At 66.8% G+C, this 26,614-nt stretch carries 26 protein-coding genes and 1 tRNA gene; 19 read left to right on the top strand and 8 right to left on the bottom strand.

All coding sequences use genetic code 11. From position 1 onward, the window contains the following. Positions 1-23 precede the first annotated feature (23 nt). From AZH51_RS02430 to AZH51_RS02390, 9 genes are read left to right on the top strand one after another with little or no spacing between them, the layout of a single operon-like run. Positions 24-512 (top strand): NADH-quinone oxidoreductase subunit B, encoded by a 489-nt coding sequence (locus AZH51_RS02430; protein ID WP_367188024.1) that lies wholly within the window; start codon positions 24-26, stop codon positions 510-512. Next, on the top strand, positions 509-1,027 hold the full coding sequence (locus tag AZH51_RS02425) for an NADH-quinone oxidoreductase subunit C (RefSeq protein WP_291520930.1): 519 nt from the start codon (positions 509-511) through the stop codon (positions 1,025-1,027). The genes AZH51_RS02430 and AZH51_RS02425 overlap by 4 nt, the downstream gene beginning before the upstream one ends. After that, complete coding sequence (locus tag AZH51_RS02420) at positions 1,024-1,980, top strand: complex I subunit 1 family protein (RefSeq protein WP_291520928.1); 957 nt, start codon at positions 1,024-1,026, stop codon at positions 1,978-1,980. The genes AZH51_RS02425 and AZH51_RS02420 overlap by 4 nt, the downstream gene beginning before the upstream one ends. 56 nt (positions 1,981-2,036) lie before the next feature. After that, positions 2,037-2,462, top strand: coding sequence for a 4Fe-4S binding protein (locus tag AZH51_RS02415; protein WP_291521317.1), 426 nt, complete (start codon positions 2,037-2,039; stop codon positions 2,460-2,462). After that, complete coding sequence (locus AZH51_RS02410) at positions 2,459-2,977, top strand: NADH-quinone oxidoreductase subunit J (RefSeq protein ID WP_291520925.1); 519 nt, start codon at positions 2,459-2,461, stop codon at positions 2,975-2,977. The genes AZH51_RS02415 and AZH51_RS02410 overlap by 4 nt, the downstream gene beginning before the upstream one ends. Continuing rightward, positions 2,974-3,279 carry an NADH-quinone oxidoreductase subunit NuoK gene (gene nuoK / locus AZH51_RS02405; protein WP_291520923.1) on the top strand — a complete coding sequence of 102 codons (306 nt, stop codon included), beginning with the start codon at positions 2,974-2,976 and terminating at the stop codon, positions 3,277-3,279. Before AZH51_RS02410 ends, nuoK begins: the two co-directional genes overlap by 4 nt. Next, positions 3,276-5,246: an NADH-quinone oxidoreductase subunit L gene (locus AZH51_RS02400; RefSeq protein WP_291520921.1), complete on the top strand. Its 1,971-nt coding sequence runs from the start codon at positions 3,276-3,278 to the stop codon at positions 5,244-5,246. Before nuoK ends, AZH51_RS02400 begins: the two co-directional genes overlap by 4 nt. After that, the gene (locus AZH51_RS02395; RefSeq protein ID WP_291520919.1) at positions 5,243-6,718 is read left to right on the top strand and encodes a NuoM family protein; all 1,476 of its coding nucleotides are present in this window, start codon (positions 5,243-5,245) and stop codon (positions 6,716-6,718) included. The genes AZH51_RS02400 and AZH51_RS02395 overlap by 4 nt, the downstream gene beginning before the upstream one ends. After that, positions 6,715-8,187, top strand: a complete 1,473-nt coding sequence (locus tag AZH51_RS02390) for a proton-conducting transporter membrane subunit (protein ID WP_291520917.1) — start codon at positions 6,715-6,717, stop codon at positions 8,185-8,187. Before AZH51_RS02395 ends, AZH51_RS02390 begins: the two co-directional genes overlap by 4 nt. Positions 8,188-8,260: 73 nt before the next feature. Here the strand turns inward: AZH51_RS02390 and AZH51_RS02385 are convergent, their stop codons facing one another. Continuing rightward, the gene (locus AZH51_RS02385) at positions 8,261-8,608 is read right to left on the bottom strand and encodes an Lsr2 family protein (protein WP_291520915.1); all 348 of its coding nucleotides are present in this window, start codon (positions 8,606-8,608) and stop codon (positions 8,261-8,263) included. Positions 8,609-8,862: 254 nt separating this feature from the next. Between AZH51_RS02385 and htpX the strand changes: the two genes are divergently transcribed. From htpX to AZH51_RS02370, 3 genes are read left to right on the top strand one after another with little or no spacing between them, the layout of a single operon-like run. Continuing rightward, entirely contained in the window at positions 8,863-9,747 is an 885-nt protein-coding gene (gene htpX, locus AZH51_RS02380) for a zinc metalloprotease HtpX (protein WP_291520913.1), read from the top strand. A 38-nt stretch (positions 9,748-9,785) separates the two neighbouring features. Next, entirely contained in the window at positions 9,786-12,254 is a 2,469-nt protein-coding gene (pepN, locus tag AZH51_RS02375) for an aminopeptidase N (RefSeq protein WP_291520911.1), read from the top strand. Continuing rightward, complete coding sequence (locus AZH51_RS02370; protein ID WP_291520909.1) at positions 12,251-13,036, top strand: serine hydrolase; 786 nt, start codon at positions 12,251-12,253, stop codon at positions 13,034-13,036. The genes pepN and AZH51_RS02370 overlap by 4 nt, the downstream gene beginning before the upstream one ends. A gap of 15 nt (positions 13,037-13,051) precedes the next feature. On the opposite strand, the gene AZH51_RS02365 is transcribed toward AZH51_RS02370, so the two are convergent. Genes AZH51_RS02365 through AZH51_RS02355 form a run of 3 tightly spaced genes read right to left on the bottom strand, consistent with a single transcriptional unit; the run spans position 13,052 to position 15,448 of the window. Beyond that, entirely contained in the window at positions 13,052-13,504 is a 453-nt protein-coding gene (locus tag AZH51_RS02365) for a MaoC family dehydratase (protein WP_291520907.1), read from the bottom strand. Between the two features lie 2 nt (positions 13,505-13,506). After that, positions 13,507-14,265 (bottom strand): SDR family NAD(P)-dependent oxidoreductase, encoded by a 759-nt coding sequence (locus tag AZH51_RS02360; protein ID WP_291520905.1) that lies wholly within the window; start codon positions 14,263-14,265, stop codon positions 13,507-13,509. A gap of 37 nt (positions 14,266-14,302) precedes the next feature. Next, positions 14,303-15,448: an acyl-CoA dehydrogenase family protein gene (locus AZH51_RS02355; RefSeq protein ID WP_291520903.1), complete on the bottom strand. Its 1,146-nt coding sequence runs from the start codon at positions 15,446-15,448 to the stop codon at positions 14,303-14,305. A gap of 178 nt (positions 15,449-15,626) precedes the next feature. On the opposite strand from AZH51_RS02355, the gene AZH51_RS02350 reads away from it, so the two are divergent. From AZH51_RS02350 to AZH51_RS02325, 6 genes are all read left to right on the top strand, one after another. Further along, positions 15,627-16,226, top strand: coding sequence for a TetR/AcrR family transcriptional regulator (locus AZH51_RS02350; RefSeq protein ID WP_291520901.1), 600 nt, complete (start codon positions 15,627-15,629; stop codon positions 16,224-16,226). A gap of 51 nt (positions 16,227-16,277) precedes the next feature. Beyond that, positions 16,278-16,883, top strand: coding sequence for a helix-turn-helix domain-containing protein (locus AZH51_RS02345; protein WP_291520899.1), 606 nt, complete (start codon positions 16,278-16,280; stop codon positions 16,881-16,883). 114 nt (positions 16,884-16,997) lie between these two features. After that, a complete protein-coding gene (locus AZH51_RS02340; protein ID WP_291520897.1) occupies positions 16,998-18,551 on the top strand; it encodes an ABC transporter substrate-binding protein in 1,554 nt (517 codons plus the stop codon). Continuing rightward, positions 18,548-19,570: an ABC transporter permease gene (locus AZH51_RS02335; protein WP_291520895.1), complete on the top strand. Its 1,023-nt coding sequence runs from the start codon at positions 18,548-18,550 to the stop codon at positions 19,568-19,570. The genes AZH51_RS02340 and AZH51_RS02335 overlap by 4 nt, the downstream gene beginning before the upstream one ends. After that, on the top strand, positions 19,567-20,487 hold the full coding sequence (locus tag AZH51_RS02330) for an ABC transporter permease (protein WP_291520893.1): 921 nt from the start codon (positions 19,567-19,569) through the stop codon (positions 20,485-20,487). Before AZH51_RS02335 ends, AZH51_RS02330 begins: the two co-directional genes overlap by 4 nt. Then, on the top strand, positions 20,484-22,070 hold the full coding sequence (locus AZH51_RS02325; protein WP_291520891.1) for an ABC transporter ATP-binding protein: 1,587 nt from the start codon (positions 20,484-20,486) through the stop codon (positions 22,068-22,070). The genes AZH51_RS02330 and AZH51_RS02325 overlap by 4 nt, the downstream gene beginning before the upstream one ends. A 98-nt stretch (positions 22,071-22,168) precedes the next feature. On the opposite strand, the gene AZH51_RS02320 is transcribed toward AZH51_RS02325, so the two are convergent. Beyond that, positions 22,169-22,666 (bottom strand): YajQ family cyclic di-GMP-binding protein, encoded by a 498-nt coding sequence (locus AZH51_RS02320; RefSeq protein WP_109683704.1) that lies wholly within the window; start codon positions 22,664-22,666, stop codon positions 22,169-22,171. A 106-nt stretch (positions 22,667-22,772) separates the two neighbouring features. Further along, the gene (locus AZH51_RS02315) at positions 22,773-23,669 is read right to left on the bottom strand and encodes an alpha/beta hydrolase-fold protein (RefSeq protein WP_291520888.1); all 897 of its coding nucleotides are present in this window, start codon (positions 23,667-23,669) and stop codon (positions 22,773-22,775) included. Positions 23,670-23,751: 82 nt separating this feature from the next. On the opposite strand from AZH51_RS02315, the gene AZH51_RS02310 reads away from it, so the two are divergent. Then, a tRNA-Tyr gene (locus tag AZH51_RS02310) sits at positions 23,752-23,835 on the top strand. Between the two features lie 49 nt (positions 23,836-23,884). Here the strand turns inward: AZH51_RS02310 and AZH51_RS02305 are convergent. Both AZH51_RS02305 and AZH51_RS02300 read right to left on the bottom strand, forming a co-directional pair. Then, positions 23,885-25,825: an acyl-CoA dehydrogenase gene (locus AZH51_RS02305; protein ID WP_291520886.1), complete on the bottom strand. Its 1,941-nt coding sequence runs from the start codon at positions 25,823-25,825 to the stop codon at positions 23,885-23,887. A gap of 47 nt (positions 25,826-25,872) precedes the next feature. Continuing rightward, complete coding sequence (locus AZH51_RS02300) at positions 25,873-26,562, bottom strand: TetR/AcrR family transcriptional regulator (protein ID WP_291520884.1); 690 nt, start codon at positions 26,560-26,562, stop codon at positions 25,873-25,875. Between the last annotated feature and the right edge of the window lie 52 nt (positions 26,563-26,614).

Genomic DNA, 26,614 nt, shown 5'->3' with positions numbered 1-26,614 from the left:
TGCAGCAGGCCGCACCGCGGCCGATGCGGCTGATCCTGAACTGGGGTCGGCGCTACTCGCTGTGGGTCTTCAACTTCGGGTTGGCGTGCTGCGCGATCGAATTCATCGCCGCCTCGATGGCCCGGCATGACTTCATCCGGCTCGGTGTGATCCCGTTCGCTCCCGGCCCGCGGCAGGCCGACCTGATGGTTGTCTCGGGCACGGTCACCGACAAGATGGCTCCGGCGGTGCGGCGCCTCTACGACCAGATGCCCGAGCCGAAGTACGTCATCTCCTTCGGCGCCTGCTCCAACTCCGGTGGCCCCTACTGGGATTCCTACTGCGTGACCAAGGGTGTCGACCAACTGATCCCGGTCGATGTCTATGTGCCCGGTTGCCCACCGCGACCCGAAGCCTTGCTGGACGGCATCGTCAAACTGCAGGCGAAGATCAAGGACGAGAAGCTCACCAGCGGCAATTTGCGTCGCAAGCGCGCCTCGATTCTGATGCGGGACAAGGTGCGCCAGCCGTGACCGAGACCATCGCCTGCGAACCGACCGGGTGGCTGCCCACGCTGGCCGGGCTGCGCGAGGACGGCTACGCGTTCTTTGACTTTCTGACCGCCGTGGACCAGGGGGACGACGCCGGTTTCGAGGTCGTGACCCATCTGTACCGGTTCATGGCCGACGCCACGAGCGAGATCTTCGTCAGCACCGGGCTCGAACCCGGCCAGAGTCTGCTGACCATCACCGGTCTGTGGCGGGGCGCGGCCTGGCACGAGCGGGAGACCTACGAGATGTTCGGGATCGTCTTCGACGGGTTCGATGACGGCACCGGCCTCGGACTACGACCGCTGCTGCTACCCGATGCCTTCGAGGGCAACCCGTTGCGCAAGGATTTCGTCCTCACCGCCCGGGCCAGCAAACCGTGGCCCGGTGCCAAGGATCCCTCCGACGCCACGGAGTCGCGCGACGTGCGCCCCGGCCGGGCGCCGCGGCGCAAAACGCTGCCACCCGGCGTACCTCCGGCCAGTTGGGGACCCCGATGAGCGTCGGCGAAGCGATCCTGCGGGCCGTCCTGGTGCTCGTCGGGTTCCTGGTCCTGCCCCTGGTCGTGGGTCAGAGCGAGCACAAGGTGATGGCGCACATGCAGGGCCGGCTCGGTCCGATGGAGGCCGGTGGCTTCCATGGGTGGGCCCAACTGGTCGCCGACGGAGTGAAGTTCGTCCAGAAGGAAGACATCGTCCCGCGGGCTGCGGACGGCAAACTCTTCCGGATCGCACCCGTCCTGGGGATCGTGTCCTATCTCGCGGCGCTCGCGGTCATCCCGCTCAGCCCCGACCTGGTCGGTGCCGACGTTCCTGCGAGTCTGGTGTGGGTGCTGGCCGTCGGTGGGGTCGGCACGGTCGGGACGCTGCTTGCGGGCTGGTCCAGCGGCAACAAGTACGCACTGCTGGGTGCGATGCGCGCGGCGGCATCACTGATCTCCTACGAGGTCGCGCTGATCCTGGCTGCGGCCTCCTTCGCGATCGCCGCCGGATCACTGTCCCTGGTCGGCATCGCCCACGCCTGGACGCCGTGGTGGCTGATCTGGCAACTGCCCGCCGCGTTCGTCCTGTTGGCAGCGGGAACCGCTGAGCTGCAGCGGGTTCCGTTCGACACACCCGTTGCTGACGCCGAGATCGTGATGGGTCCCTACACCGAGTACACCGGTCTGCGGTTCGCGCTCTTCCTGCTGGCCGAGTACGCCGGCATCGTGGTGCTGGCTCTGCTGGTCGCGGTCCTGTGGCTGGGTGGTTGGACCGGTCCGTTCGATGCGCACCTCGGCTGGCTCTGGACGGTCATCAAGGCCGCGCTGATCGTCTTCGTCATCATCTGGATGCGGGTGTCGTGGCCGCGGGTCCGGGTCGATCAACTGCAGCGCTTCACCTGGCTGGTCCTGGTGCCGGTCGCGTTGCTGCAGTTGCTGATCACGGCAGCGGGGGTGGTCCTGTGGCAGTAGGAAAGAACGGTGTCGGCAAAGGTCTGCTGAAGGGCCTGGCCACGACCGCCAAGACGATGGTCCACCCGGCGCACACGGTGCAGTACCCGCACGTGCAACCGGACCTGCCCGACCGCTCCCGTGGTGTGATCGCGTTGCTGGAGTCCAACTGCACCTCCTGCATGCTGTGCGCCCGGGAGTGCCCGGACTGGTGCATCTACATCGACTCGCACAAGGAGACGATCCCGGCCGGCCCGGAGGGCGGACGCGACCGGCAGCAGAACGTGCTCGACCGCTTCGCCATCGACTTCAGCCTGTGCATGTACTGCGGGATCTGCATCGAGGTGTGTCCGTTCGACGCGTTGTTCTGGGCGCCCACCTTCGACTACGCCACCACGGATATCCGGGATCTGTTGCAGGAGAAGGAGAAGCTGGGGGAGTGGCTGGCCGACGTGCCGCCGCCACCGGCGATCGACGGTGGAGCGCAGGAGGGAACGCCGTGACCGCCGCCGACCTGCTCTTCACCCTGATCGGTCTGGTGTGCGCCGGCTCGGCGGTCCTCGCGGTCACCAGCCGCCACCTGGTGCACGCGGCGCTGTGGTTGACCGTGGCCCTGGGCTCCCTGGCGGGCTGCTATCTGGTCCTCGGCGCCGAACTCGTGGCGCTGGCCCAGTTGCTGGTCTATGTCGGAGCAGTCGTCGTGCTCGTGCTCTTCGCGTTGATGGTCACCCGTACCCCGACGAGCCCCAGCCGGGAACTGAGCTCCGGCATGCTGCAACGCGCGATTGCTGCGGTGGTCTCCCTCGCAACGGCTGCTCTGCTGTCCGCCGCGCTGATCGTCGCCTTCGCGGACACGCCCGTGCGGACCGGGGGCACCGGCACCGTCGAACTAGCGCACGACCTGTTCAGCACGTGGGTGTGGCCCTTCGAACTGCTCTCCCTGCTGTTGCTGATCGCGTTGGTCACCGCCTTCGCCACCTACCGGCTGCCCGGCCGAAGCGATGAGGATTCCCGGTGATCCATCTCGCGCTGCCCTACCTGTTGGTGGGGGTCCTGTTCGGCTGCGGCCTCTACGCCACGATCAGCCGCCGCAACGCCGTGCTCATGCTGGTCGGAGTCGAACTCATCCTGGCCGCTGCCGGCCTGCTGTTGGTCACCACCTCAATGGTCCTGCGGCAGAGCGCCGGTCAGGTCGTCACGCTCTTCCTCATCACGATCGCCGCCGCCGAGATCGCGGTGGCGCTCGCGCTGGTCAGTGCCGTCTTCCGCAGCCGCGGGACCGTTGATCTGGACACCCGGGCCGAGGAGGACCGGTCGTGAAACAGATCACCGACCACCTGGGCCAGTTGACCGTGCTGTTGCCGGCGCTCACTGCCGTGCTCGGGCTCTGGGCCGGGCGCGGGAGCCGCCGATCGGCGTACGTCGTGTCCATGCTCGGCGGGCTGCTCACCCTGGCGGCGGCGGGCTGGTTGCTCTTCCACGTCACCCGGCACGGCACGGTCAGCGAGAGCACCATCGGCCCACTACCGGTCGGCGACCAACTGCGAATCCCGTTGCGACTGCAGGTTCCTGGCTGGGCGGCGATCGTCGCAGTCGCCGTCGCGCTGGTGTCGCTGGTGGTCCAAGCCTTCGCCCGCTGGTACCTGGACATGGATCCGCGCTACCAGCGGTTCGCCGCGACGGTCTCCTTGTTCACCGCTGCGATGTTGCTGGTTGTGCTGTCCGAAGACGTGTTGCTGACCCTGGCCGGCTGGGAGCTGATGGGTTGGTGCTCCTACCTGCTCATCGGCCACGAGTCGGAGCGGGGCAAAGCGCGCCGCGCCGCGCAGAAGGCCTTCCTGGTCACGCGGGTCGCCGACGCCCCCTTCACGATCGCGCTGGTCGGCCTGGCGGTGCACGCCCGCACCACCAGCATCGACGCCATCGTCGGGCTGCCCCCGGCGTCGGTCACCGCGCTGCTGGTCCTGCTGGTCATCGGCGTGGCCGGCAAGTCCGCCCAGGTGCCCTTCCAGGACTGGCTGCCGGACGCGATGGAGGGCCCGACCCCGGCCTCCGCGTTGATCCACGCGGCGACGATGGTCGCCGCCGGCACCGTCGTGCTGACCCAACTGCACCCGCTGCTGGCCGGCTGCCGGCCCGCGCTGCTCACCCTGGCGATCCTGGCCGCGGTCAGCGTGGTGCTCGCTTCGGTGCTGGCGTTACTGCAACACGACCTGAAGCGCCTGCTGGCCTGGTCCACGATCGCGCAGGTCGGCATCATGCTGCTGGCCATCGTGGTCCAACCCGCCACCGGGGCAAGCCAACTGGGCATCATGCAGTTGCTCGGCCACGCGATGTTCAAGGCGCTGCTCTTCCTGATGATCGGCTGGGCCGCGGTGCTGGCGGGCGGCACCATCGTGGAACGCATCTCCGGTGTGGCCTGGCGACGAGCCGAACTGCGCCGCCGCCTCGGGATCGGCCTGCTGGCCCTGGCCGGGGTGCCGCCACTGGTCGGCTTCGTCAGCAAGGACCTGATCATCGACGAGTCCGCCCGGCAGCTGGCGGCCACCCGTGACCTGGCACCGACCATCGCCCTGGTCGCGCTGGTGATCGCCGTACCCCTCACCGCGGCCTACTGCGCGCGGGCGTGGTTGGTCCTCACCCACCCCAGCGCCGTCGAGCGGCACGGCTACTACGACCTCATCGAGGACTCCGAGACCGTGCAGGACGTCGGTCTCGTCGAACTCCTGGAGACCACGCCCGCTCTCGGCGAACCCCAGGAAGCCGACCTCGAACCGATGACCCCCTACGACGAAGAAGCAGCCGACCTCACCGACGCAGGCCGCACCGGCCTCTGGGCGCTGGCAGTGCTGAGCGTCGTCGGTGGACTGGTCTTCTTCGCCCCCGCGCTCGGGCACCTCGACCTGACCGGGATCAGCCCGATGCTCATCGCCGGTGGCCTGGTCGCGATCGCCGCCGCCGGGCTGCTGATGCGGGCGATGTCCGTGCACACCGTCTGGGGCGATCCGATGTCGCGGGTGCCGGCCTGGCTGCGCGGCACCGCCAGCCGCGGCCTGGATGTCGACCGCGCCTACACCGCGCTGGTGGCCACGCCCGTGCTGCGCCTGAGCGACCTCGTGCGCCGCCTCGAGGGACTGCTGGATCACGCGATCGGTTCGCTGGCCGGCTGCGCGGCCTGGTTGGGGAACCGCTCCGAGCGGTTGCACGACCGCTCCCCGTCGCGAGCCATCGCCGGGATCGCCATCGGAGTGCTGGTCGTCTGCTTCCTCGGAGTCGGCCTGTGGTGAGTCTGCTGCTGATCGCGCCGTTGTTGCCGATCGTCGCCGGGATCGTCCTGACCGCCATGGATATCGGTCCCCGCCGGGTGCCGCATCGCCTCGCGTACGTCGTGTCCCTGGTGACCGCCCTGGTCACTGCTGCCGCCGTGGCCGGGATCGTGATCGCGCGACCGGTCCTCGACACCGCCTGGGTGCCGTCCATCGGGTTGCGGCTACACCTGGCCGCCGACGACATCAGCGTCCCGCTCATCGTGCTCACCGCAGCCATCCTGGTCCTGCTGGTGGCTCGCAGCACCGCGCCGCAGGGGGATCGCAACGGCCTGTTCCTCGGTAGCGTGCTCGGGGTCGCCGGAGCAGCGCTCGCGGCGTTCCTGACCAAGGACGTCATCGGCTTCTTCGTGGCCTTCGAAGTGGCGTTGGTGCCGATGTGGGTGTTGATCCGCCGGTTCGGGGAGCCGGCCGAAGCGCGCCGCGCCGCCTGGCTGTTCGTGCTCTACACCGTGCTCGGCTCGATGTTGATGCTGGCGGGCATCCTGGTGCTGGTCACGACCGCCGGGACCACCGATATGGACCGCCTGGCCCACGGGATCGGCGGATCCCACGGCACGCAGGTCGTGGCCGCCACCCTGCTGCTCGTGGGCCTCGGCATCAAGATCCCGATCTGGCCGTTGCACACCTGGCTGCCGGCGGCGCACACCGCGGCTCCCACGGCCGGTTCGGTCTTGCTCGCGGCGGTCCTGCTGAAGATGGGCAGCTACGGCATCGTGCGTCTCGTCGTCGGACCGCTACCGGACGGACTGCACTCCGTCGCACCGGTATTCGCGGTCCTGACGGTCATCGGGATGATCTGGGCGGCGCTGGTCTGTCTGCGCGAGGACCGGTTCAAGCGCATCGTGGCCTGGTCCTCGATCGTGCACATGGGCTTCGTCATGCTGGCCCTGCTCACCGGCACCGTGCTCGGGGTGCAGGCCGCGCTGTTCGGCAACATCGCGCACGCGCTGATCAGTGCCCTGCTCTTCCTGCTCGCCGGTGAACTCAAGACCCGCTGGGGCAATGACGACCTGTCCGTGGCCCACCCGGCACTGCGGGATGCCACGCCCCGGTTGGGTTTCCTGCTGATCCTGGGCGTGGCCGCTGCGATCGGAGTGCCTGCGCTCGCCGGGTTCTGGAGCGAGATTCTGACGCTGCTCGCGCTGTGGCAACACGGCCGGGAGTGGCGCTTCATCGCGATCGCTGCGGTGACGGCCGCCGTGCTCGTCGGGGCCTACAGCGTCCGGTTGCTGCGCCGGGTGTGGGCTGGCGAAGACGGTTCAACTACTGAGTTGCCGCCGTCACCCAGCCAGCCCGCCGCGGACCTGACGGTGGGCGCCCAGGTGGGACTCGGCGTACTCGCGCTGGCCATTGTCGTCCTCGGCGTCTACCCGACGGCGCTGCTGCGGCTCACCGAGGCCAGTGTCCAGGTCCTGGTCGGTGCGCGATGACGGTGACGTTCGACTTCGGTCTGCTGGCGCCGGTCCTGGTGGTCGGGCTCGCCGCCGTCGGTGTCCTGCTCGTGGACGCGGCGCTGCCGCGCCTGGGCCGGGTCCACTGGTGGCTGGCCGCGCTGACGCTCCTGGTCTCGACCGTGGTCCTGGCGGTGCGCTGGGTGCAGATCCCGGCGCGCGGGGACGCCACGTTGTGCGGCGACGGATATTGCGCGTACGGCGTGGACCGGGTCGTCCTGTCCCTGCAACTGGCCATCGCCGTCAGTGCGTTCTTCGTCGTGCTGCTGATCAGCGCCATCCCCGCTCCCACCTCCCGCACGCCCGTGCAAGTCGCGCTGCTGCTGAGCGCCACTGCCGGCGGCCTGATCGTCTGCGCCAGCCGGGATGCGGCCTCGTGGTTGATCGCCCTCGAACTGGCCACCCTGCCGACGGTCGGTCTGGTCGCGTTGCGGGCCCGCCGGTCGGCGATCGACGGCAGCCTCTCGCTGCTGGTGTCTGCTCTCACTTCGTTCGCGCTGGCCGCGATGGGGGTCGCGCTCTGGTACGCCGCGACGGGCACCCTGCGCTTCAACCAGTCGGCTGCCCTGCACGCCATCGCCGACTCCGGCCGCAGCCGGGTGCTGATCCTGGCCATCATGCTGTTGCTGGCCGGGGTGGCCTTCAAACTTTCACTGGCACCCTTCCACGCCTGGACACCCGACACCTTCGCCGGGGCGTCCGTGCCGGTGTCGGCCTATCTCGCGGTGACTTCCAAGGTGGCCGCGGTCGGTGCGCTGATCGTGGTCATCCGGTCCTTGACCGGGGTCGGGGGTGCCACCTTGTCGGTCATCGGGCTGGTCAGTGTGCTGTCCATGACCCTGGGCAATCTGATGGCGTTGCGGGAGGTGCGGATGCTGCGCCTCTTGGCCTGGTCCACCGTGGCCCAGGCCGGTTGGGTGGTGATGCCGCTGGCTCCAGCCGGGTCCGCCGCCGTCGGAGAGTCCGTGCGGTACCTGCTGATGTATGCCCTCGCGACGCTGCTGGTCTTCGCCGTGGTGACGGCCGTGGCCCACTCCCGCGGACGCAATGCGGCGCTGGATCTGACCTCCTACCACGGCCTGGCGCGCAGTCGGCCGATCCTGGGCTGGGCGATGGCGTTCGCCCTGCTCACCCTGGCCGGGGTACCGCCGGCACTGCTCGGCGTGGCGGCGAAGGTAGCTGCCATCGGCCCGGTAGTGGCTGCCCATCTGTGGTGGCTCGCGATAGCCGCCGCCATCAACACCATGATCGGCCTGGCCGTCTACCTGCGGTGGATCCTGGCCATCGTCATCCGGGACGGCCGGACGCCGGCCGCGGATCTGCGGTCGGTCGCTGGCAGCGACAGCGACGCGATCGCCCCGGTGCATTCGATCGTGGTGGTGGTGCTGGTCCTGGCGCTGATCGCGGCGTCGGTGTGGCCGCAGCTGCTGTTCGGACTTCCGGGCTGATCCACGCGTGACGAAGGGCCGGCTGGATCAGCCGGCCCTTCGTCGCGAACGCACTGCTCAGTGCTTGCTTGTGTCAGTGCTTGTGCGCTGCCTCGTAGGCGTCCAGGACCTCGGCCTTGATCCGGCCGCGGTCGGCGACCTGGTAGCCGTGGTCCTTGGCCCACTCGCGGATCTTGGCCAGCTGCTCACGGTCTGCCCCCGTGGCGGAGGAAGTGGCGGAGCCGGTGCGCTGCTTGCGGCCACCGACCCGCTGGGCGTGGCCCGTGTAGAGCGCGAGTGCCTCGTCGAATTCCTTGGCTTCCTGCGCCGTAAGGTCAATTACGTAGTCCACTCCCCGGAAGGAGAATGGGATGCTTTCGCCGTCGACAACCTCGACTCGGGAAATGTCCGAGATGGTGATGATCTGCGTCCGCTGGGCCATACGAAAGACTCCCTTGATTTGGTTCGTTGTCACATTATTCACAACAAATTGAGACATCCACGTCTCCTGAGCCGTGCTGAGGCGGCTCTGACGTTGCAGTTTGCACGTTCGTTCAGGTGGTGCAACAAGCAAATTACCCGATGCGATGAGAATATTCGAATTACACCACACTTGAGTTTAGACACTCAGGCCAATTTGGTATAGGCGTGTTACCGGCTGCAGCCGGTAACACGCCCGGGAACGTCTTCGCGCGCATGGACGTTACCCCTGATATGCCGCATCGCCATTACAACGGGTTGAAGACGACCCTGCTCTTCGCCGCAATCTGGGCATTGTTGCTGGCCATCGGCTCACAGGTGGCTGGTGGCCGCTTCATCTGGCTGTTCGCCCTGCTCGGGGTGGGCACCACGTTCTACGGCTACTGGAACAGCGCCGCTCTGGCGATCAAGTCCATGCAGGCCTACCCCGTCACCGAGGCACAGGCGCCCGGTATGTACCGGGTGGTGAGAGAGCTCTCCACGGCCGCCGGTAAGCCCATGCCCAAGCTGTACATCTCTCCGACCCAGGCACCCAACGCCTTCGCGACCGGCCGTAACCCGGCCAATGCGGCAGTGTGCTGCACCGAGGGCATCCTGCAGTTGCTCGACGAGCGTGAACTGCGCGCCGTGCTCGGACACGAGTTGATGCACGTCTACAACCGGGACATCCTCACCTCATCGGTCGCCGCGGCGCTGGCCGGCGTGATCACCGCAGTCGCCCAGATGATGCTGTTCTTCGGAGGCGGCGACAGGGAGCGGCCCAACCCGCTGGCCCTGCTGGCGATGTCCTTCCTGGCCCCGGTCGCCGCCGCCATGATCCAGATGGCGATCAGCCGGACTCGCGAGTTCGACGCCGACGAGGACGGCTCCCGGCTCACCGGTGACCCCCTTGCGCTCGCCAGTGCCTTGCGCAAGATCGAGGCCGGAGTGCTGCAGGCGCCGCTTGCCCCCACCCCGAAGGTGGTCAACACCAGCCACATGATGATCGCCAATCCCTTCCGGGCGCAGGATGTTTCGCGGATGTTCTCCACACACCCCCCGACGGCTGAGCGCGTGCTGCGACTGGAGGAGCAGGCTCGGCAACTCGGGCAGCGGGGCTGATCACCGCGCGACTACCTGGGGCTGGCACAGTGGCTGCCATGCCATTGCTCTACCAGGCCGAAGCGCAGGCGCGGTCCGCGCTCATCCAGGTCACGTCGTACGACGTGGATCTGGATCTGACCGATCCGGGCGAGACGTTCGCCTCGACCAGCACGATCACCTTCACCGCACGCGAAGCCGGTAGCGAGACCTTCGCCGAGGTCGTCGCCCAGGAACTGGGCGACGCGACCCTCAACGGGCGCGCGCTGGATCCGCCGGTCGATGGCCGCCTTCGTCTGCCCGATCTGGCCGAGAGCAACGTCCTTCGGGTCAGCGGCACCTTCGCCTACTCCCGCGACGGGCAGGGCTTGCATCGCAGCGTGGATCCGGCCGACGGGCGGGTCTACATCTACGGGATGTCCTTTCTCGACGCTGCACCCCAGGTGTTCGCCTGCTTCGACCAGCCGGACCTCAAGGCGCCGTTCGACGTGCGGGTCACGGCCCCCGAGGACTGGGTGGTGGCCGGCAACGGACATGCCGAAATGGTGTCCCGCGGCCGCTGGGTGCTGGCGACCACACCACCGTTGGCGACGTACTTCGTGACGGTGTGCGCCGGTCCGTACGCGACCGTCGAGCGCGAGCACGACGGGATAGCGCTCGCCGTTCATGCGCGGGCCTCGATGGCGCAGCAGTTGAGTGAGCAGGCCGATGACATTCTGACGGTCACCGAGCGCAGTTTCGACTACTACCACCGGCTGTTCGGGATTCGTTATCCGTGGGGTGACTACCACCAGTTCTTCGTACCCGAATTCAATGCCGGGGCCATGGAGAACCCTGGTTGCGTCGTGTTCCGTGACCAGTACATCTTCCGGGGCCAGCCGACCCGCGGTGAGTTGCTGTCCCGCGCAAGTGTCATCGCCCATGAAATGGCCCACCAGTGGTTCGGCAACCTGGTCACGATGCGCTGGTGGGACGATCTGTGGCTCAACGAGTCGTTCGCCGAATACATGGGTTACCGAACGACCGCGGTCGCCAACGAATTTCCCGACGCCTGGGCGCGGATGGGGATCGAACGCAAAACCTGGGGGTATGCCGAGGACCGGGGCCCGGGAACCCATCCCGTAGCCGGGTCGGCAGCCGGCGACAATTACACCGCGCTCACGAACTTCGACGGCATCTCCTACGCCAAAGGCGCCAGTGTGCTGCGGCAACTGGTCGCTTGGATGGGCGACGAGGCCTTCCTCGCGGGCGTGCGCGCTCACCTGAACGCGCACCGCTTCGGCAACGCGACCCTGGCCGACTTCCTGGCTGCCATGCAGGAGGCCAGCGGTCAGGACGTGGCGACCTGGGCGGATGCCTGGTTACGGACCACGGGGGCGGACACTTTCTCGGTCGGGCTCACCGACGGTGTCGCCACGCTGACCTGTACTCCGCCCGCGGAGCCGGCTGACCGGCGGCATGTGATCGAGATCGGAGCGTTTGCAGGCGGTCAGGAGACCGCGCGGTTACCGCTGGTCGTGGACAAGAGCGTGACCCCCGTGCCGGAGGTGCCGCTCGGCGCCGCTGTCGTCGTGCCCAACGCGTCCGACGAAACCTGGGCGCAGGTCGACCTGGACGAGCACAGCTTGCAATTGCTTCCCGCGGAGCTGGCAGAGATCCCGGACCTCGATGCGCGGCAGGTGATCTGGTCCTCTCTCATCGAAGGGGTGGGCCGGGTGGTGCTCGACCCGCGCCGCGCGCTGGAGGTGTTCGCCGCAGCATGGCCGGGCGAGCAGAGTGACGTCGTCGCGGGTCCGGTCGGTGTGAAGGCCGCCTTCCTGTTCGCGGGTGACTACCTGCCCTACGAGGAGCGTGAGGCGGCGATCGCTACGGTGGCGCAGGCGGCAGCACACCGGCTCGCCGTACTCGAAAGCACTGATCCCGCAACTATTTCCGCTGCCCGACTGCTTGCCGGAACCACCACCGACGAGGACTTGTTGGAGGCGTGGACGCGGGGGGAGCAGCTACCGCTCACGCTGACCGAGGATCGTGATATCCGCTGGTCGGCTCTGCAGCGGTTGGCCGCGCTCGGACTCACTGACCAGGACTCCATCGATGAGATGCGTCGCAGCGACAGCACACTCACCGGTGCCCTCGCTGCCCGCGCTGCTGCGGCAGCCATCCCGACCGAGGCTGCTAAAGCGCGCGCGTGGGCGGACCTCATCGGTGGGGGATTGTCGAACTACGAGGCGGCCGGCGTGGCCGGGTCGTTCTTCTATGTGACCGACGCCGGGAGTGTCGAGTTGTTGCGCCCGTACGTCGATCGCTTCTTCGCCGAGATACCCGGCCTGTCCTACGGCGAATTCGCGCTCGCCAGGATCGTGGCCGCAGGCTTCCCGTTGGCGATCACCGAGCCCCGCACAGCGGACCTGGCCCAGGCGGCTATCAACACCGACGGCCTGACGGCGAGCGCGCGTCGCGCGCTCGTGCAGGGCCTGGCCCTGTTGCAGGACGCGTTGCGCTCCCACGAACGGTTTTCTGCCTCATGACGGTCCGGTGGAGTGTGTTCGTGGCGCCGGTGGGTCAGCCGGAATCGCCCTGGGCGCAGGAGAATCCAGACCTCGTGTTGCCCACGGCCTCGGTCGGCAAACTGGTGTTGCTCGGTGAACTGGCCCGGCAGATCGAAGCCGGCTCGATCGACCCGGCTGAGCGGGTCACCTGGACCGACGAGGACTTCCTGCACGACTCCGGTCTGTGGCACGTGCTGGACCAGCGCGACCTGACCATCGCCGACGCCGCGCGCCTGGTAGGGGCGGTCAGCGACAATCTGGCTACCAACGTGCTGCTGCGTCGGGTGGGTCTGCCCGCCGTGCGCGCCTACGGGGAGCGTCTTGGTCTTCCCCCGATGGAGTTGCTCGACTTCGTCCGCGAGGAGCGGGACCTGTCTGTCCCGGGAGTGGCCCGGACTCTCTCGGTAGGCAGTGCCAGGTCGCTGTGGAACTACATGGACCTGCTGGCCGCCGGGAAGATCCCCGCGCTGGTTGCCCAATGGCTGTCGCTGGACACCGATCTGTCCATGGTCGCCTCAGCCTTCCTGCTCGACCCTCTTGCCCACACGCCGTACGACGCGGACGACGTCCTGCTCATCAACAAGACGGGCACGCTGAACGAGGTCCGTGCGGACGTGGGCCTGGTGGAGTCGGAAGGCGTTAGGGTCGGCTACGCCGCGATCGCTGAATTCGACCGCGCTGCAGGGGAATTGGTGCCGGTGATGGCCCGGATGCGACAGATCGGGGACGCCATCCGCGAACGGATGACGCCCCCGACCTGAGGGAACGCAGCAGCGTCAGGGCACGATCAGACTGACCGTCTCGGCGACGCAGGCCGGCCGGTCACTGCCGTCGATCTCGACGGTCACGCGACTGACCACCTGGACGCCCTTGGGCCCTGGGATCACCTCGGCCAGTTCAACGCCGGCCCGCACCCGGGAGCCGACAGGAACCACCGAGGGGAAGCGAACCTTGTTGGAGCCGTAGTTGATTCCCATGCTGACGCCCTCGATCTTGTAGACCTCCCAGCTCAGCATCGGCAACAGCGACAACGTCAGGTAGCCGTGTGCGATGGTCGTGCCGAACGGTCCGGCGGCCGCCTTCTGCGGATCCACGTGGATCCACTGGTGATCACCGGTCGCATGCGCGAAGGTGTCGATCTGCTGCTGGGTGATCTCGTGCCACTCGCTGTAGCCGAGGTGTTCGCCAACAGCAGCGGTGAGCTCATCGACCCCGGTGAAGATGCGCACCCTCAGTCCTTCGGTCCGCCGGCGACGTAGATGACCTGACCGCTGACGAAGCCGGCCCCCTCGCTCACCAGGAACGACGCGGTGTGCGCGATGTCGGCAGGGGTGCCGACCCGGGCCACCGGGATCTGGGTGGCGGCCGCCTTCTTGAACTCCTCGAAGTCCATCCCCACCCGGGCCGCGGTAGCAGCGGTCATGTCGGTGGCGATGAAACCGGGGGCGATCGCGTTGGCCGTGACGCCGTACTTGCCCAACTCGATGGCCAGGGTCTTGGTGAAGCCCTGCAGGCCCGCCTTGGCCGCCGAGTAGTTCGCCTGACCCCGGTTACCCAGCGCCGAGGTGCTGGACAGGTTCACGATCCGGCCGTACTTCGCGTCGACCATGTGCTTCTGGACGGCGCGGGCCATCAGGAAGCTGCCGCGCAGGTGCACGTTCATGACGGTGTCCCAGTCATCGACGCTCATCTTGAACAGCAGGTTGTCGCGCAGCACGCCGGCGTTGTTGATCAGCACGGTGGGAGCGCCGAGCTCGGCGGCGACGCGATCGACCGCGGCCTGCACCGACGCTTCGTCGCTGACGTCGGCACCCACGCCGATCGCCGTACCCCCGTTAGCGGTGATCTGCTTGGCGGTCGCCTCGCTGGCGGCCTCGTCGAGGTCGATCACCGCGACCTTGAAGCCGTCCTGCACCAGCCGCTCGGCCACGCCGGCGCCGATGCCGCGGGCGGCGCCGGTGACGATGGCAACTCGGGTTTCTTCACTCATGTACGTGACTCCTTTGTCAGTTGTTGTCGGTCGGCGCTTAAAGACCGAGGTCGCGACCGATCAGTTCCTTCATGATCTCGTTAGAGCCGGCCCAGATCTTGGTGACCCTCGCGTCGCGCCAGGCGCGCGCCACGCGGTACTCGTTCATGAAGCCGTACCCACCGTAGAGCTGTACGCACTCATCGAGTACGTCGTTCTGCACCTGGGCGCTCCACCACTTGGCTTTCGCGGCGTCCACCGGGGTCAGTTCGCCCTTGGCGTGCGCGGCGATGCAGTCATCGACGTAGGCCTGGGTGACCTCGATCTTGGTGACCAGCTCGGCGATCTTGAACTTGTTGTGCTGGAAGGTGCCGATCGGCTGACCGAAGGCCTTGCGTTCCTTGGTGTATTCGATCGTCTCGGTGAGGATCTGCGCGGCGTGGGCGGTGTTCGAAACGGCGGCGCCGACCCGCTCCTGGGGCAGGCGCTGCATCATCGAGATGAAGCCCATACCCTCCGGGCCCAGGCGGTTCTCGTCGGAAACGCGGACGTTCTCGAAGAACAGTTCGGCCGTGTCGGACTCCTCCTGGCCGACCTTGTCCAGCTTGCGGCCGCGGGTGAAGCCGGGCATACCGTCCTCGACGACGAACAAGGTGATGCCCTTGGCGCCCTTGGTCGGGTCGGTCCGCGTCGCGACGATGACCAGGTCGGCCTGGTAGCCGTTGGTGATGAAGGTTTTGGAGCCGTTGATGACCCACTCGTCACCGTCCTTGACGGCGGTGGTCTTCAGCGCGGCCAGGTCGGACCCACCGGAGGGCTCGGTCATGCCGATGGCGATGATCTTCTCGCCCGAGGCGATACCCGGCAGCCAACGCTGCTTCTGCTCCTCGGTGCCCAGGTCGACGATGTAGGGCGGGCACACGTCGGAGTGGATGCCGAAGCAGGAAGCAGTAGCTGCGTTGAATGCGGAGATCTCCTCAGCCACCACCGCGTTGAAGCGGTAGTCGTCGGCTCCGGCGCCGCCGTACTCCTCGGGGATGTCCAGCGACAGCAGACCCTGCTTGCCGGCGTCCAGCCAGATGTCGCGCGAGATGGTCTTCTCGGCAATCATTTCCTCGGCACGCGGGCGCAGGGTGCGCTCGACGAATTCACGCACGCTCGCACGGAACGCCTCATGGTCTTCGTCGTAGATGTTGCGGGGCATATCGGCTCCTCGGGTCGGTGCGGTTGCGGCTGTGCGTCGGTCGTGACACATTGACTGGTGACTAAGCGCTTGCTTAGTGCATCCCTTCCAGTGTCGCACCGGGCTTGTGGACAGTCAACGAGGACGATCCAGCTAGGGTTGGGCACCGATGGCGGCCAGCGAGACGGAGGTGACGACGGTGGCAACCCAACCAGCAGAATCAGGGGCAGATCTGACCCGCTCCCGGCTCATTGACGCTGCCCGGAAGGCTTTTGGGGAGAAAGGCTTTCATGCCACCACCACCCGCGACATCGCCTCCGCCGCCGGTCTTAGTCCCGCCGCCGTCTACGTGCATCACCGCACGAAGGAGGATCTGCTCTACGCGATCTCCCGGGCCGGGCACGAAGAGATCCTTGCCGATATGCGCGCTGCGATCGCGGGAGCGGCTGATACCCCGGGCAAGCTCGAAGCAGTGATCTACGCGATGGTGCTGCGGCACACCCGGGAGTACGCGACGGCACGGGTGGTCAACTACGAACTCGATGGTCTGTCGGCGCAGCACCGCGAGGACATCGAGAAGCTGCGGGCCCAGATCCAGGGCATCGTGCGGCGTCTCCTGCGGGCAGGTACTGCCGAGGGATCGTTCACGGTGGACGACGTCCGGATCACCTCGAATGCGATCGTGGCGATGGCCATCGACGCGGCGCGCTGGTACCGCCCGGCCACCGATCCCGCACCCGAACGTATTGCCAGCCACCATGCCCGGATGGCATTGCGAATGGTGTCCGCAGCCGAATGAGCTGAGTCCGGCGCCGGGGCACGGGTGCGACCATGGCCTACTCTGATCGCCATGTCCGCCCGATCCATCGAGGCCACGGACGAGTTGAATCGCACCGTCGCGGCCATCGGCACCATCGTCCGGCGTGAGCGCAAGCGCCGAAGGCTCACGGTGGATGCACTGGCCAAACGCTCCGGCGTCAGCTTCGGCCGGATCAGCGAACTCGAGCGCGGGCTTGGTAATCCCTCCCTGCAAACCCTTCAGCGAGTAGCGAATTCGCTGGATCTGCCGATGCAGCAGCTGCTCGCGGATCAGGGACCGGACGACGAGCACGTGGTGCGCGCCGATCAGCGGTACGTGATGTCGGAGTACGGAGCGCAGGATGCTGGCCCCAGTGTGCGCCGTGAACTGCTGACACCCCGGGGCATGACGACGTTGCAGGTCATCCGGTCGACGGTGCCGCCGCACTTCACGAACGAGCACGCGCCGTTCCGGCACATCGGCACCGAGAGCATCTTCGTGGTGGAAGGTGTGTTGGAGATCGTGCACGGCAAGCGTGAGGTGACGTTGCGCTCCGGTGACGCCATGTCGTACCGCTGTTCCGTGCCGCACTACTGGGCCAATTCGACGGATCGTCGCTGCGTTTTGATCGGGTCGTTCAGCCCGTTCGAGGACTGATCTGCTCAGGACGCTCGTGTTACGAGCGTGCAACGAGTTGCTTCTAATCATTGTGGGCACCGGCCCCACGCCACATACTGATGAACAATCAGCAAACTGATCGTGGGAGAGCTCATGCGCAAGATCCTGATCGCGGCTGCGGCCGCGGGAGCGGTTGCCCTCGCCGGCTGTTCGTCCGGTGGCGGCGTCAACCTGAACGGATCCGGTTCTGGATCCGCCTCTGCCGGCGGGAGTGGGGCCGCCAACGCCGGAGGCTCGCTGACAGCAGCGATCTCGGCAGAGCCCGACCAACTCGACCCGAACAAGACCTCGTCGTACGCCTCCTTCGAGGTCCTGGAGAACGTCTACGACACGCTCGTGCAGCCGGACGCCAAGGGCCAGATGCAGCCCGACTTGGCCACCTCGTGGAAGACCTCGAGCGATCAGTTGACCTGGACCTTCGCCATGCGTGACGGCGTGAAGTTCTCCGACGGCACCCCGCTGAACGCCAAGAACGTCGTCTACACCTTCGACCGGATCATCAAGGGCAAACTGTCGCCGTCGTGGCGCTTCGCCTCCGTCAGCTCGGTGACCGCACCTGATGACAAGACGGTTCAGATCAAGGTCAAGACTCCGACTCCCAACCTGCTGACCCTGATCGGCGGCTTCAAGGGCCTCGGCATCGTCGAGGAGAAGAACGTCACCGACAACAAGATCGGTCGCAGCCCCGTCGGCAGCGGACCGTTCGTGGTGTCGGAGTGGGTCAGCGGTGACCACATCACGCTGAAGCCGAACGCCAACTACTGGGGCCCCAAACCCAAGCTGGCCTCGGTGACCTACCGCTTCATCTCCGATGGCAACACCGCGATCACGGCACTGAAGAACGGCGAGATCCAGTGGACCGACGTGATCCCGCCGCAGCAGGTGAAGGGTCTGGAATCCAACTCCGCCGTCAAGACCGCGGTCGTTCCGAGCAACGACTACCAGTACCTGACGATGAACCAGAAGCGTGCACCGTTCAACAACGTCGCGGTCCGTCAGGCGATCGCCTGGGCCATCGACCGGCAGGCGATCGTGCAGGCGACGACCTACGGCACGGGTACCCCGAACCAGTTGGCGATCCCGAAGCAGTCGCAGTGGTACACCGAGTACAACAAGTACTCCAAGAACGAGGACAAGGCCAAGCAGTTGTTCGCCCAGGCCGGTTACAAGGGCGGCACGATCAACTTCATGGCGACCTCGGACTACCCGGAGACGGTGACCACGGCGCAGATCATCGCCAGCGCGCTGCAGCCCTACGGCATCAACGTCAAGATCAAGACGGTCGACTTCGCGACGTTCCTGTCCGACCAGGGCGCGGGTAACTGGGACATGTACATGATGAGCTGGATCGGCAACATCGACCCGGCGGAGTACTACTTCTCCCAGCAGCGCACCGACCAGGCGTTCAACTTCCAGCACTACTCCAACGCGGAAGTCGACAAGTTGCTCGACGCCGGTGCCATCGAGACCGACCAGGCCAAGCGCAAGGAGGACTACGCCAAGGCGGCGACGATCGTGGCGGACGAGGCGAGCTACATCTACCTCTACAACCCCGCGGTCATCCAGGCGTGGTCGCCGAAACTGACCGGGTACGAGGCGCGTAGCGACAAAGCGATCCGCTTCGGCTCGGCGTCGATCAGCCAGTGACGGTCACGGAGCCGGCCACCCCGACACCCGCCGACGCCCCCGCGAAGGGGCGCCGCGAGGTGCGGGGGGCCGGCCTCCTGCGTTTCCTGCGGACGCGGCTGATCTATTCGGTCATCGTGCTTTTCGGGGTCAGCATCCTGGCCTTCTCGATCGTGCACCTGGTGCCGGGCGACCCGGTCCGGATCGCCCTCGGCACGCGGTACACACCCGAGGCCTACGACGCGTTGCGGCAGGCGTCCGGGCTCGACCGTCCGCTGCTGCTGCAATATTTCCAGTACGTCGGGCACGCAGTGACCGGCGACCTGGGCGTCAGCTTCCGGTCCGGTCAGCCGGTCACGACGGCACTGCTCTCCCGGTTACCGGCCACCATCTCGCTGGCCGTCGTCGGAATCGTCATCGGTCTGGCGATCTCCTTGGTCGCCGGGGTCTGGGCGGCCATGCACGAAGGTGGCGTCGGCGACGGATTGATCCGGCTGGCAAGCCAGTTCGGTGTTTCGGTGCCCGACTTCTGGATGGGTCTGCTGTTGATCAGCCTGTTCTCGGCGAAGCTGGGCTGGCTGCCTTCCTCGGGCTACACCGCCATCACCGATGACCCCCTGGACTGGTTGCGGCACGTGATCCTGCCCGGTGCCACCGTCGGCCTGGTCGCGGGCGCGATCATGACGCGCTACGTGCGCTCGGCCGTGCTCGACGTACGGTCGATGTCCTACGTGCGCACCGCAAAGTCCAAGGGTCTGCCGCCGCGAATCGTCACGTTCCGGCACATCGTGCGCAACGCGCTCATCCCGATCGTCACGATCACCGGTATCCAGTTGGCGACCATCCTGGGCGGCGTCCTCGTCGTGGAGGTTGTCTTCGCCTGGCCCGGGTTGGGCAACCTGGTCTACACCGCAGTGCAGAACCGCGACTACCCGCTGATCCAGGGGTCCATCCTGCTCATCGCGGCCATGTTCCTCCTGGTGAACTTCATCGTGGACGTGATCTACGCGCTCGTCGACCCGAGGATCCGCCTGTCATGACCTTCAGCCCTCTTGAGATCGAGCCGACCCTTCCCGAGGACGAGGGGGCCGAGGAGGATCTGCGCATCCCTGCGTGGCGGCTGCTGATGAGCAACCCCATCACCTTGATCAGCATCCTCGTGCTGGTCGTGGTCGTGATCATCGCGATCATCGGCCAGTGGATCGCGCCCTACGGGATCAACGACATCGACGTGCCACGGGCACTGCAGGGTCCCTCGAGCGCGCACTGGCTCGGCACCGACGATCTGGGCCGGGACATCTTCTCCCGGATCCTGGTCGCAACCCGGGTATCCATCCAAGTCGCCGTCGTATCAGTGCTTTTCGCGTTCGTCATCGGAGTCACGCTCGGCATCGTGTCGGGGTACGTGGGTGGCTGGGTCGACGCCGTCCTGATGCGCGTGGTCGACGTGATGTTCGCTTTCCCGGTGATCCTGCTGGCGCTGGCCATCATCGCGATCCTGGGTCCGAGCGTCGCCAGCACCACCTTGGCGATCGGCGTGGTCTACACACCGATCTTCGCCCGGGTCGCGCGGGCCAGCACGCTGTCCGCCCGCACCGAGACCTTCGTGCAGGTCTCCCAGACAATGGGGACGCCGACCTGGCGGATCCTGGTGAAGCGGATCCTGCCCAACATCGCGGCGCCGCTGATGGTGCAGACCTCCCTGTCGCTGGCCTTCGCGATCCTGTCCGAGGCTGCGCTGTCCTTCCTCGGTCTCGGGGTGCAGCCTCCGCAACCCTCCTGGGGCCGGATGCTTTACGACGCACAGGGTTTCGTCGGTCAGGCGTGGTGGATGAGCATCTTCCCCGGTGCAGCGATCTTCATCACGGTGCTGGCCTTCAACTTGGTCGGTGACGGCCTGCGGGATGTCATGGATCCCAAGCAACGCTCGATCATGGAAGCGAGGAAGCGGCGATGAGCGAGGTGGTGCTCGATGTCCGTGACCTCAAAGTCAGCATCGGCCGGCGGGAGATCGTGCACGGTGTCTCGTTCGCGGTCGAGAAGGGCGAGACGCTGGGCATCGTCGGCGAGTCCGGCTCCGGCAAGTCGCTGACGGTGCTGGCCGCGACCGGTCTGCTCGATGCACCCGCCTCGCGGGTGTCCGGTTCGAGCAAACTGTCGGGGCAGGAATTGGTGGGTGCATCCCCGGCCGCGCTGCGTGCGGTCCACGGCAACACTGTCGGTTTCGTCTTCCAGGACCCGGCCACGTCGCTCAACCCGCTGCTCACCCTCGAGCGCCAGATCACCGAGCCGATCGAGGTGCACCGCCACGCGAGCCGGCGTGAGGCGCGCACAAGAGCGCTGGAACTGCTTGAGGCGGTAGGGATTCCGAAACCGGAAGCCCGGCTCTCGGCGTACCCGCACCAGTTGTCCGGCGGTCAGCGGCAGCGGGTGATGATCGCCGTCGCCCTGGCCAACGACCCCGAACTGCTGATCGCGGACGAACCCACGACCGCCCTGGACGTGACCACCCAGGCGCAGATCATCGACCTGGTCAAGGACCTGCAGCAGCGCACGGGAACTGCCGTCGTGTGGATCAGTCACGACCTGGGTGTCATCAGCCGGGTGTCCGAGGACGTGCTGGTGTTGCGCGGCGGGGCCGCGATCGAGCACCGCCCGATCCTCGAACTACTTGACGACCCCAGTGACGCCTACACCCAGGAGTTGCTGCAGGCCCGCCCGGTCATCGGTAAATACCAGCCGGCGCCGGCGGATCCGGAGCAGCCGGTGGTCCTGGAGGTCTCCGGCCTCGACGTGCGCTTCTCCGTGAGTACGCCGAGTGGCAAGGAGGAGGTGCACGCGGTCGATGACGTGTCGTTCACCCTGCGACGCGGGCACACGCTGGGGATCGTGGGGGAGTCCGGCTCGGGGAAGTCGACCATCGCCAACGCACTGACGGGCATCGTCCCCGCCGACGCCGGATCGGCGATCCTGGAGGGCGACGAACTCCTGGGCAAGCGGCGGTCGCGGCAGGTGCGGCGCAAGCTGGCGATGGTCTTCCAGGATCCGTTCTCGTCACTGGATCCCAAAGCGCGCGTGAAGGATTCGATTGCCGAGCCGTTGATTGTGCATGGTCTGGCCAAGGGCTCTCGCGACGAGCGGATCCGGGAGTTGCTCGGTCTGGTCGAGCTGCCGCCGCAGATGGCCCAGCGCTATCCGCACGAGTTATCCGGCGGTCAGCGGCAACGCGTGTCGATCGCCCGCGCGCTGGCGCTCGAGCCATCGGTGATGATCCTGGACGAGGCCACCGCGTCGTTGGACGTCTCGATCCAGGCGAAGGTGCTGGCGCTGCTCACCCAGTTGCAGCAGGACCTCGGGCTGACCTATCTGTTCATCGCGCACGACCTGGCGATCGTGCAACAGATGAGCCACGACGTCCTCGTGCTGCAGAACGGCAAGGCACAGGAATACCGGTCTGCCGCAGAGCTTTTCGCCAACCCGGAGTCGGACTACACGCGCACCCTGCTGGACGCCGTACTCCCCGAACGCCCGGTCAGCTGACGGCGCCAGACGTCGCCCCGCTCCCACGGTTGGCACGCGATTGTCGTGTAAGGCCGATCAACGCCGTTAACAATCCCGTGCCAAAAGGGATTGGCGGGCTACCGGTAATTCGTGAACTGCAGAGCGACGTCCAGGTCGGCCGCCTTCAGCAGGCGCTGGACTTCCTGCAGGTCATCGCGGGACTTGGAGGTGACGCGCAGTTCGTCGCCCTCGATGCGGGCCTTCACCGACTTGGGGCCCTCGTCGCGGATGATCTTGGAGATCTTCTTGGCGTCCTCCTGGCTGATGCCCTCCTTCAGGGCCGCCTCCAGCCGGTACTCCTTGCCGGACAGCTTCGGCTCACCGTCGTTGCTCAGATCCAGCACCTTGAGGGAGACGCCGCGCTTGATCAGCTTGCTCTGCAACACATCGAGGACGGCCAACGTGCGCTCCTCGCTGTTGGCCTTCATCAGGATCTTCTCTCCCGACAGGCTGACCTCGGCGTCGACGCCCTTGAAGTCGTAGCGGGTGCTGATCTCCTTTGCCGCCTGGTTGACGGCGTTGTTGATCTCCTGGCTGTCCAGCTTGCTGACGATGTCGAACGAGGAATCGGCCATGGTGGGCTCCTTTGCTACCGGTCGGGTCTGTCTCCAGTATCCCGCTCCTATGCGATTCGCTCCGACCCGCCGTCACTTGTCCATGCTCGGTCGCGCGTCCATCGCGTCAGGACCAGAGCCAGCGCATCGCGTCGGGCAGGAGAGCGCCGCCATGATTCGGGTTATGCCCACCATCGCCGACAACCAATCTGAAGTCCCACCCGGCGCGGGCCAGCGCTGCACCTGTCTCGAGCGCCTCAGCGAACCAGTTGTCACGTTGGGCGTTCCAGTTCAGATCGCGGTGAGCGGCGTGCAGGAAAATGCGCAACCGCCCGGCGGGTTGTTTGCTGATGAGACCGGGGTACGGGTTCCCGCCCGGCATCTGAGCGAAGCTCGCGTTGAAGGCGATCACTTTGCCGATGGCGTCCGGGCGGATCCACCCGGCCGTGAAGGCCGCGTTTCCGCCACTGCTTCCGCCGCATACGCCTCGGTTTACCGGCTCCGGTGAGATCGCATCCGTTTGCGCTATCCGCGGCAGCAACTCGTCGACGAGCAGTGCCGCGTACCTATTGTCGAACGCGTCGTACTCTGCGTTTCGGTTCTTGATCGGACCCTCGGGCGTCTCGAGGATCCCCGGGTCGACGAAGACTCCGATCATCTGCGGGAGCGCGCCGTCTGCGGCGAGATTATCGAGAAGGACCGCGCCCCGCACTGCCGCACTCGGATCCAGATACCACCAACCGTCGTTGAAGAACATCACGGCGCTCTCGATCGATGGGTCGTGACCGGCAGATCTATGCAGCCAGACGCGACGCGTAGTCCCGGGGAACGCATCGCTCTCGTGAGCAAAAGCCTCGAGTGTGCCGGTTGGCACGCCTACTCGGGGTGCGGAGTCGGCCCCGTACGCATAGGTAACGCCCTCTTGCGAGTGGGGAATCGGGGCGTAAGGGACTTCGGTGGCCACGGAAAGAAGGTATCGGCTGACGCCAACGATCTGGGGGCATGGCCGCTGGTCGCCGACCACCTCCGCTCACGCTCCCTCGCCGCCGCAAGACGATTCGCTCCGACCCGCCGTCACTTGTTATCCTCGGTCCCGCGTCCATCGCGCCAGGTTGCCCGAGCGGCCAATGGGAGCGGACTGTAAATCCGTCGCGAAAGCTACGAAGGTTCGAATCCTTCACCTGGCACCAGACGCACCGAAGGCCCGGTCACCGACAGGTGACCGGGCCTTCGCCTTGTTTACTGAGCGATTGGCGCCACGATCAACTGTTCCGGTACGCCGAGTGCCCGGGTCAGCGTGTCCACCTCCGGCCGTAGCGCCTGGCAGAGGTCGTTGACGGAGGCAGTCACCAACCGGGACCGCTTGTCGGTCAACCGGCCGTGCTCCAGGAACCACGCCTTGTCGGCCTCGATCGAGGACAGCGCGTAGAGGTCGATGACCTTGTCCAGCAGGTCGCGCGCAGGTCCCTTCGGCATCGACTGCCAGGCAGTGGTCGCCTCGGTCAGGATGAACTCCTCGATGTGGGCGCGCGCCGCCTCCAGCACGTGGTCCTGGGCGTTGTTGAACAACTCGAAGGCGTTCTCCCGGGTGGCCCGGCGCAGTCGCTTACCCAACGTCTCCAGCAGGTGGTCGGCGCGCTCGCGGAACATCCACAGCTGCCAGCCCCGGTTGTCCAGCGCCGTCTCGTCGTTGCGCGGCGTGACCGCGTCGACCAGCTTCTGCAGCCCCGCGCGGCCGGCGGTCTTCTCTACGATGGTGTCGCCGACCTGGCGGGTGATCAGTCCGATCAGGTCCGCCGCGTCGAGATCGGAGAAGGTCTCCTTGTACTCGGTCAACAAACCCTTGGCGACCAGCTGCAGCAGCACCGTGTTGTCGCCCTCGAACGTCGCGAAGACATCGGTGTCGGCCCGCATCTGCCCCAACTCGTTCTCGCCCATGTAACCCGCGCCGCCGCACGCCTCGCGACAGGTCTGGATCGTGTCGATCGCGTGCCACGTGCTCAGCGCCTTCATCCCGGCCACCAGGCCCTCGAGCTCGCGCTGGCCCTGCTCGTCGGGGTGCGCCTGCTCGCCCTGCAGCGCCTGCAACCGGCTGGTCAGCTCGTTCTGGGCGAAGGACAGTGCGTACGACCGCGCCAGGCGGGGGAACAGTTTGCGTTGGTGCGCGAGGTAATCCAGGATCACGGCCTCCTGCTCGACACCCGGCGCCTCGAACTGCCGACGCTGCGTGCCGTAGCGCAACGCGATGACCAGGGCCTTCTTCGCCGACGCGGCGGCACCGCCACCGACGCAGACCCGGCCGCGCACCAGCGTGCCCAGCATGGTGAAGAAGCGCTTGTTCTCGCCCTCGATGGGCGAGGTGTAGCTGCCGTCCTCGGCCACGTCGCCGTACGCGTTCAGCAGGTTCTCCCGCGGCACCCGGACGTGGTCGAAGAAGAACGTGCCGTTGTCCACCCCGGGCAGACCAGCCTTCGGGCCGTTATCGCCAATCGTCACGCCCGGCAAAGGATTACCGTCTCCATCACGCACGGGGACGAGTACGGCGTGCACCCCCTGGCTGCCAGAAGGAACGATCAACTGGGCGAACACCACCGCCATCTGCGCATCGCGTGCCGCGTTGCCGATGTAGGTCTTGATCGAGCTCGGGGTGGGGGAGTGCAGGACGAAGTCGCCGGCTTCGACGTCGTAGGTCAGCGTGGTCTCCAACCGCTGCACGTTCGAGCCGTGCCCCTCCTCGGTCATCGCGAAGGAGCCGAGCAGCTTGCCGGTCATGATGTCTTCGAGGTACGCCGCGTGGTGACGCTGGGTGCCCAGGCGCTGGACCGCGCCACCGAAGAGACCGAACTGAACACCGGTCTTCACGGTCAGCGACAGGTCGCCGTACGCCTGCATCTCGAAGAGCACGCAGGAGGCGCCGTAGTCGTACTCCCCGCCGTACTGGGTCAGGAATCCGATTCTGCCGTAACCCTTTTCGGCCAGAGACAGTAGTTGCGCGGTGACCCGGGCACGGTTCTCCTCGATCGATCGCCCTGGCTCGCCCAGTACCATCTGCGGCTCGATCTCGGCCCGGAAGCGTTCGCGCAACTCGCGCCACGGCCCATCGAGCAGGGCACGCAGTTGGTCGGCCCGGGCGTCGGCAGGCACGCCGGCCTCGGGAGTCTCGGTCAGGGTGTTCGACATTGATCTACCCTCTCGTGTCGCCCACGGGCGGTCCGTAGGCCCGTGGTTCAGTGCTGGTCGTGCTGGTTCAGGTCCAGGACGCCACTCAGGCCGACGCTGGCGAACCGCGCCAGGTGCCGCACGACCGCCTCGCGGGGTTCCCGGTCGGGGTCAGCGAGCCAGCGGTCCGAGGCCTGCCGGACGAAGCCGACCAGGCCGTGCGCCCAGCTGGCCGCAGCGCTGGTGTCCTCACCCCGGGCCAGCAGCGCGGCCCGGAAGATTTCCGTCAGGGATTCGGCGATCGCATCCGTCAGCCCGATCACCGGATCGGTCTCCGGCGGCAGATCAACCAGGGGTCGCCGGGTCACGAACCGGTACACCTCAGGATCACGTTCGACCAACGACAGGTAAGAGCCGATCACCGCGGTCAGGACGTCGTAGGGGTCGCCTTCGAACAGATCATCGGTACCGGCCTGGATGCCATTGGCCGCCATGGCCTTGCCGAAATCGCCCATGATGATGTCATCGACGGCCTCGCACACGGCCAGATACAGCCCGAGGCGGTCGCCCAGATGGCGGTAGATCACGGTCTTGGACGTACCGGCCTCGGCCGCGATCTCGTCCATCCCCACGGTCGCCCCGTGAGCGCGGATCGCGCGCAACGCGGCCTCGACCAGTTCCCTGCGCCGTTCCGCGCGGTGCGCTGTCCAGCGGGTATCCCGCCCGTCGGGGCGCGTCGCCGGTTCGATGGTGGACATGACGTTAGAGTATCCGAAACCCGGCGTACCTGCTACTCTCGGTATCGGTAAA

The sequence above is a fragment of the Branchiibius sp. NY16-3462-2 genome (genome assembly GCF_001594145.1).
GTDB lineage: Bacteria > Actinomycetota > Actinomycetes > Actinomycetales > Dermatophilaceae > Branchiibius.
This window is presented reverse-complemented; position numbering and strand designations above follow the sequence as displayed.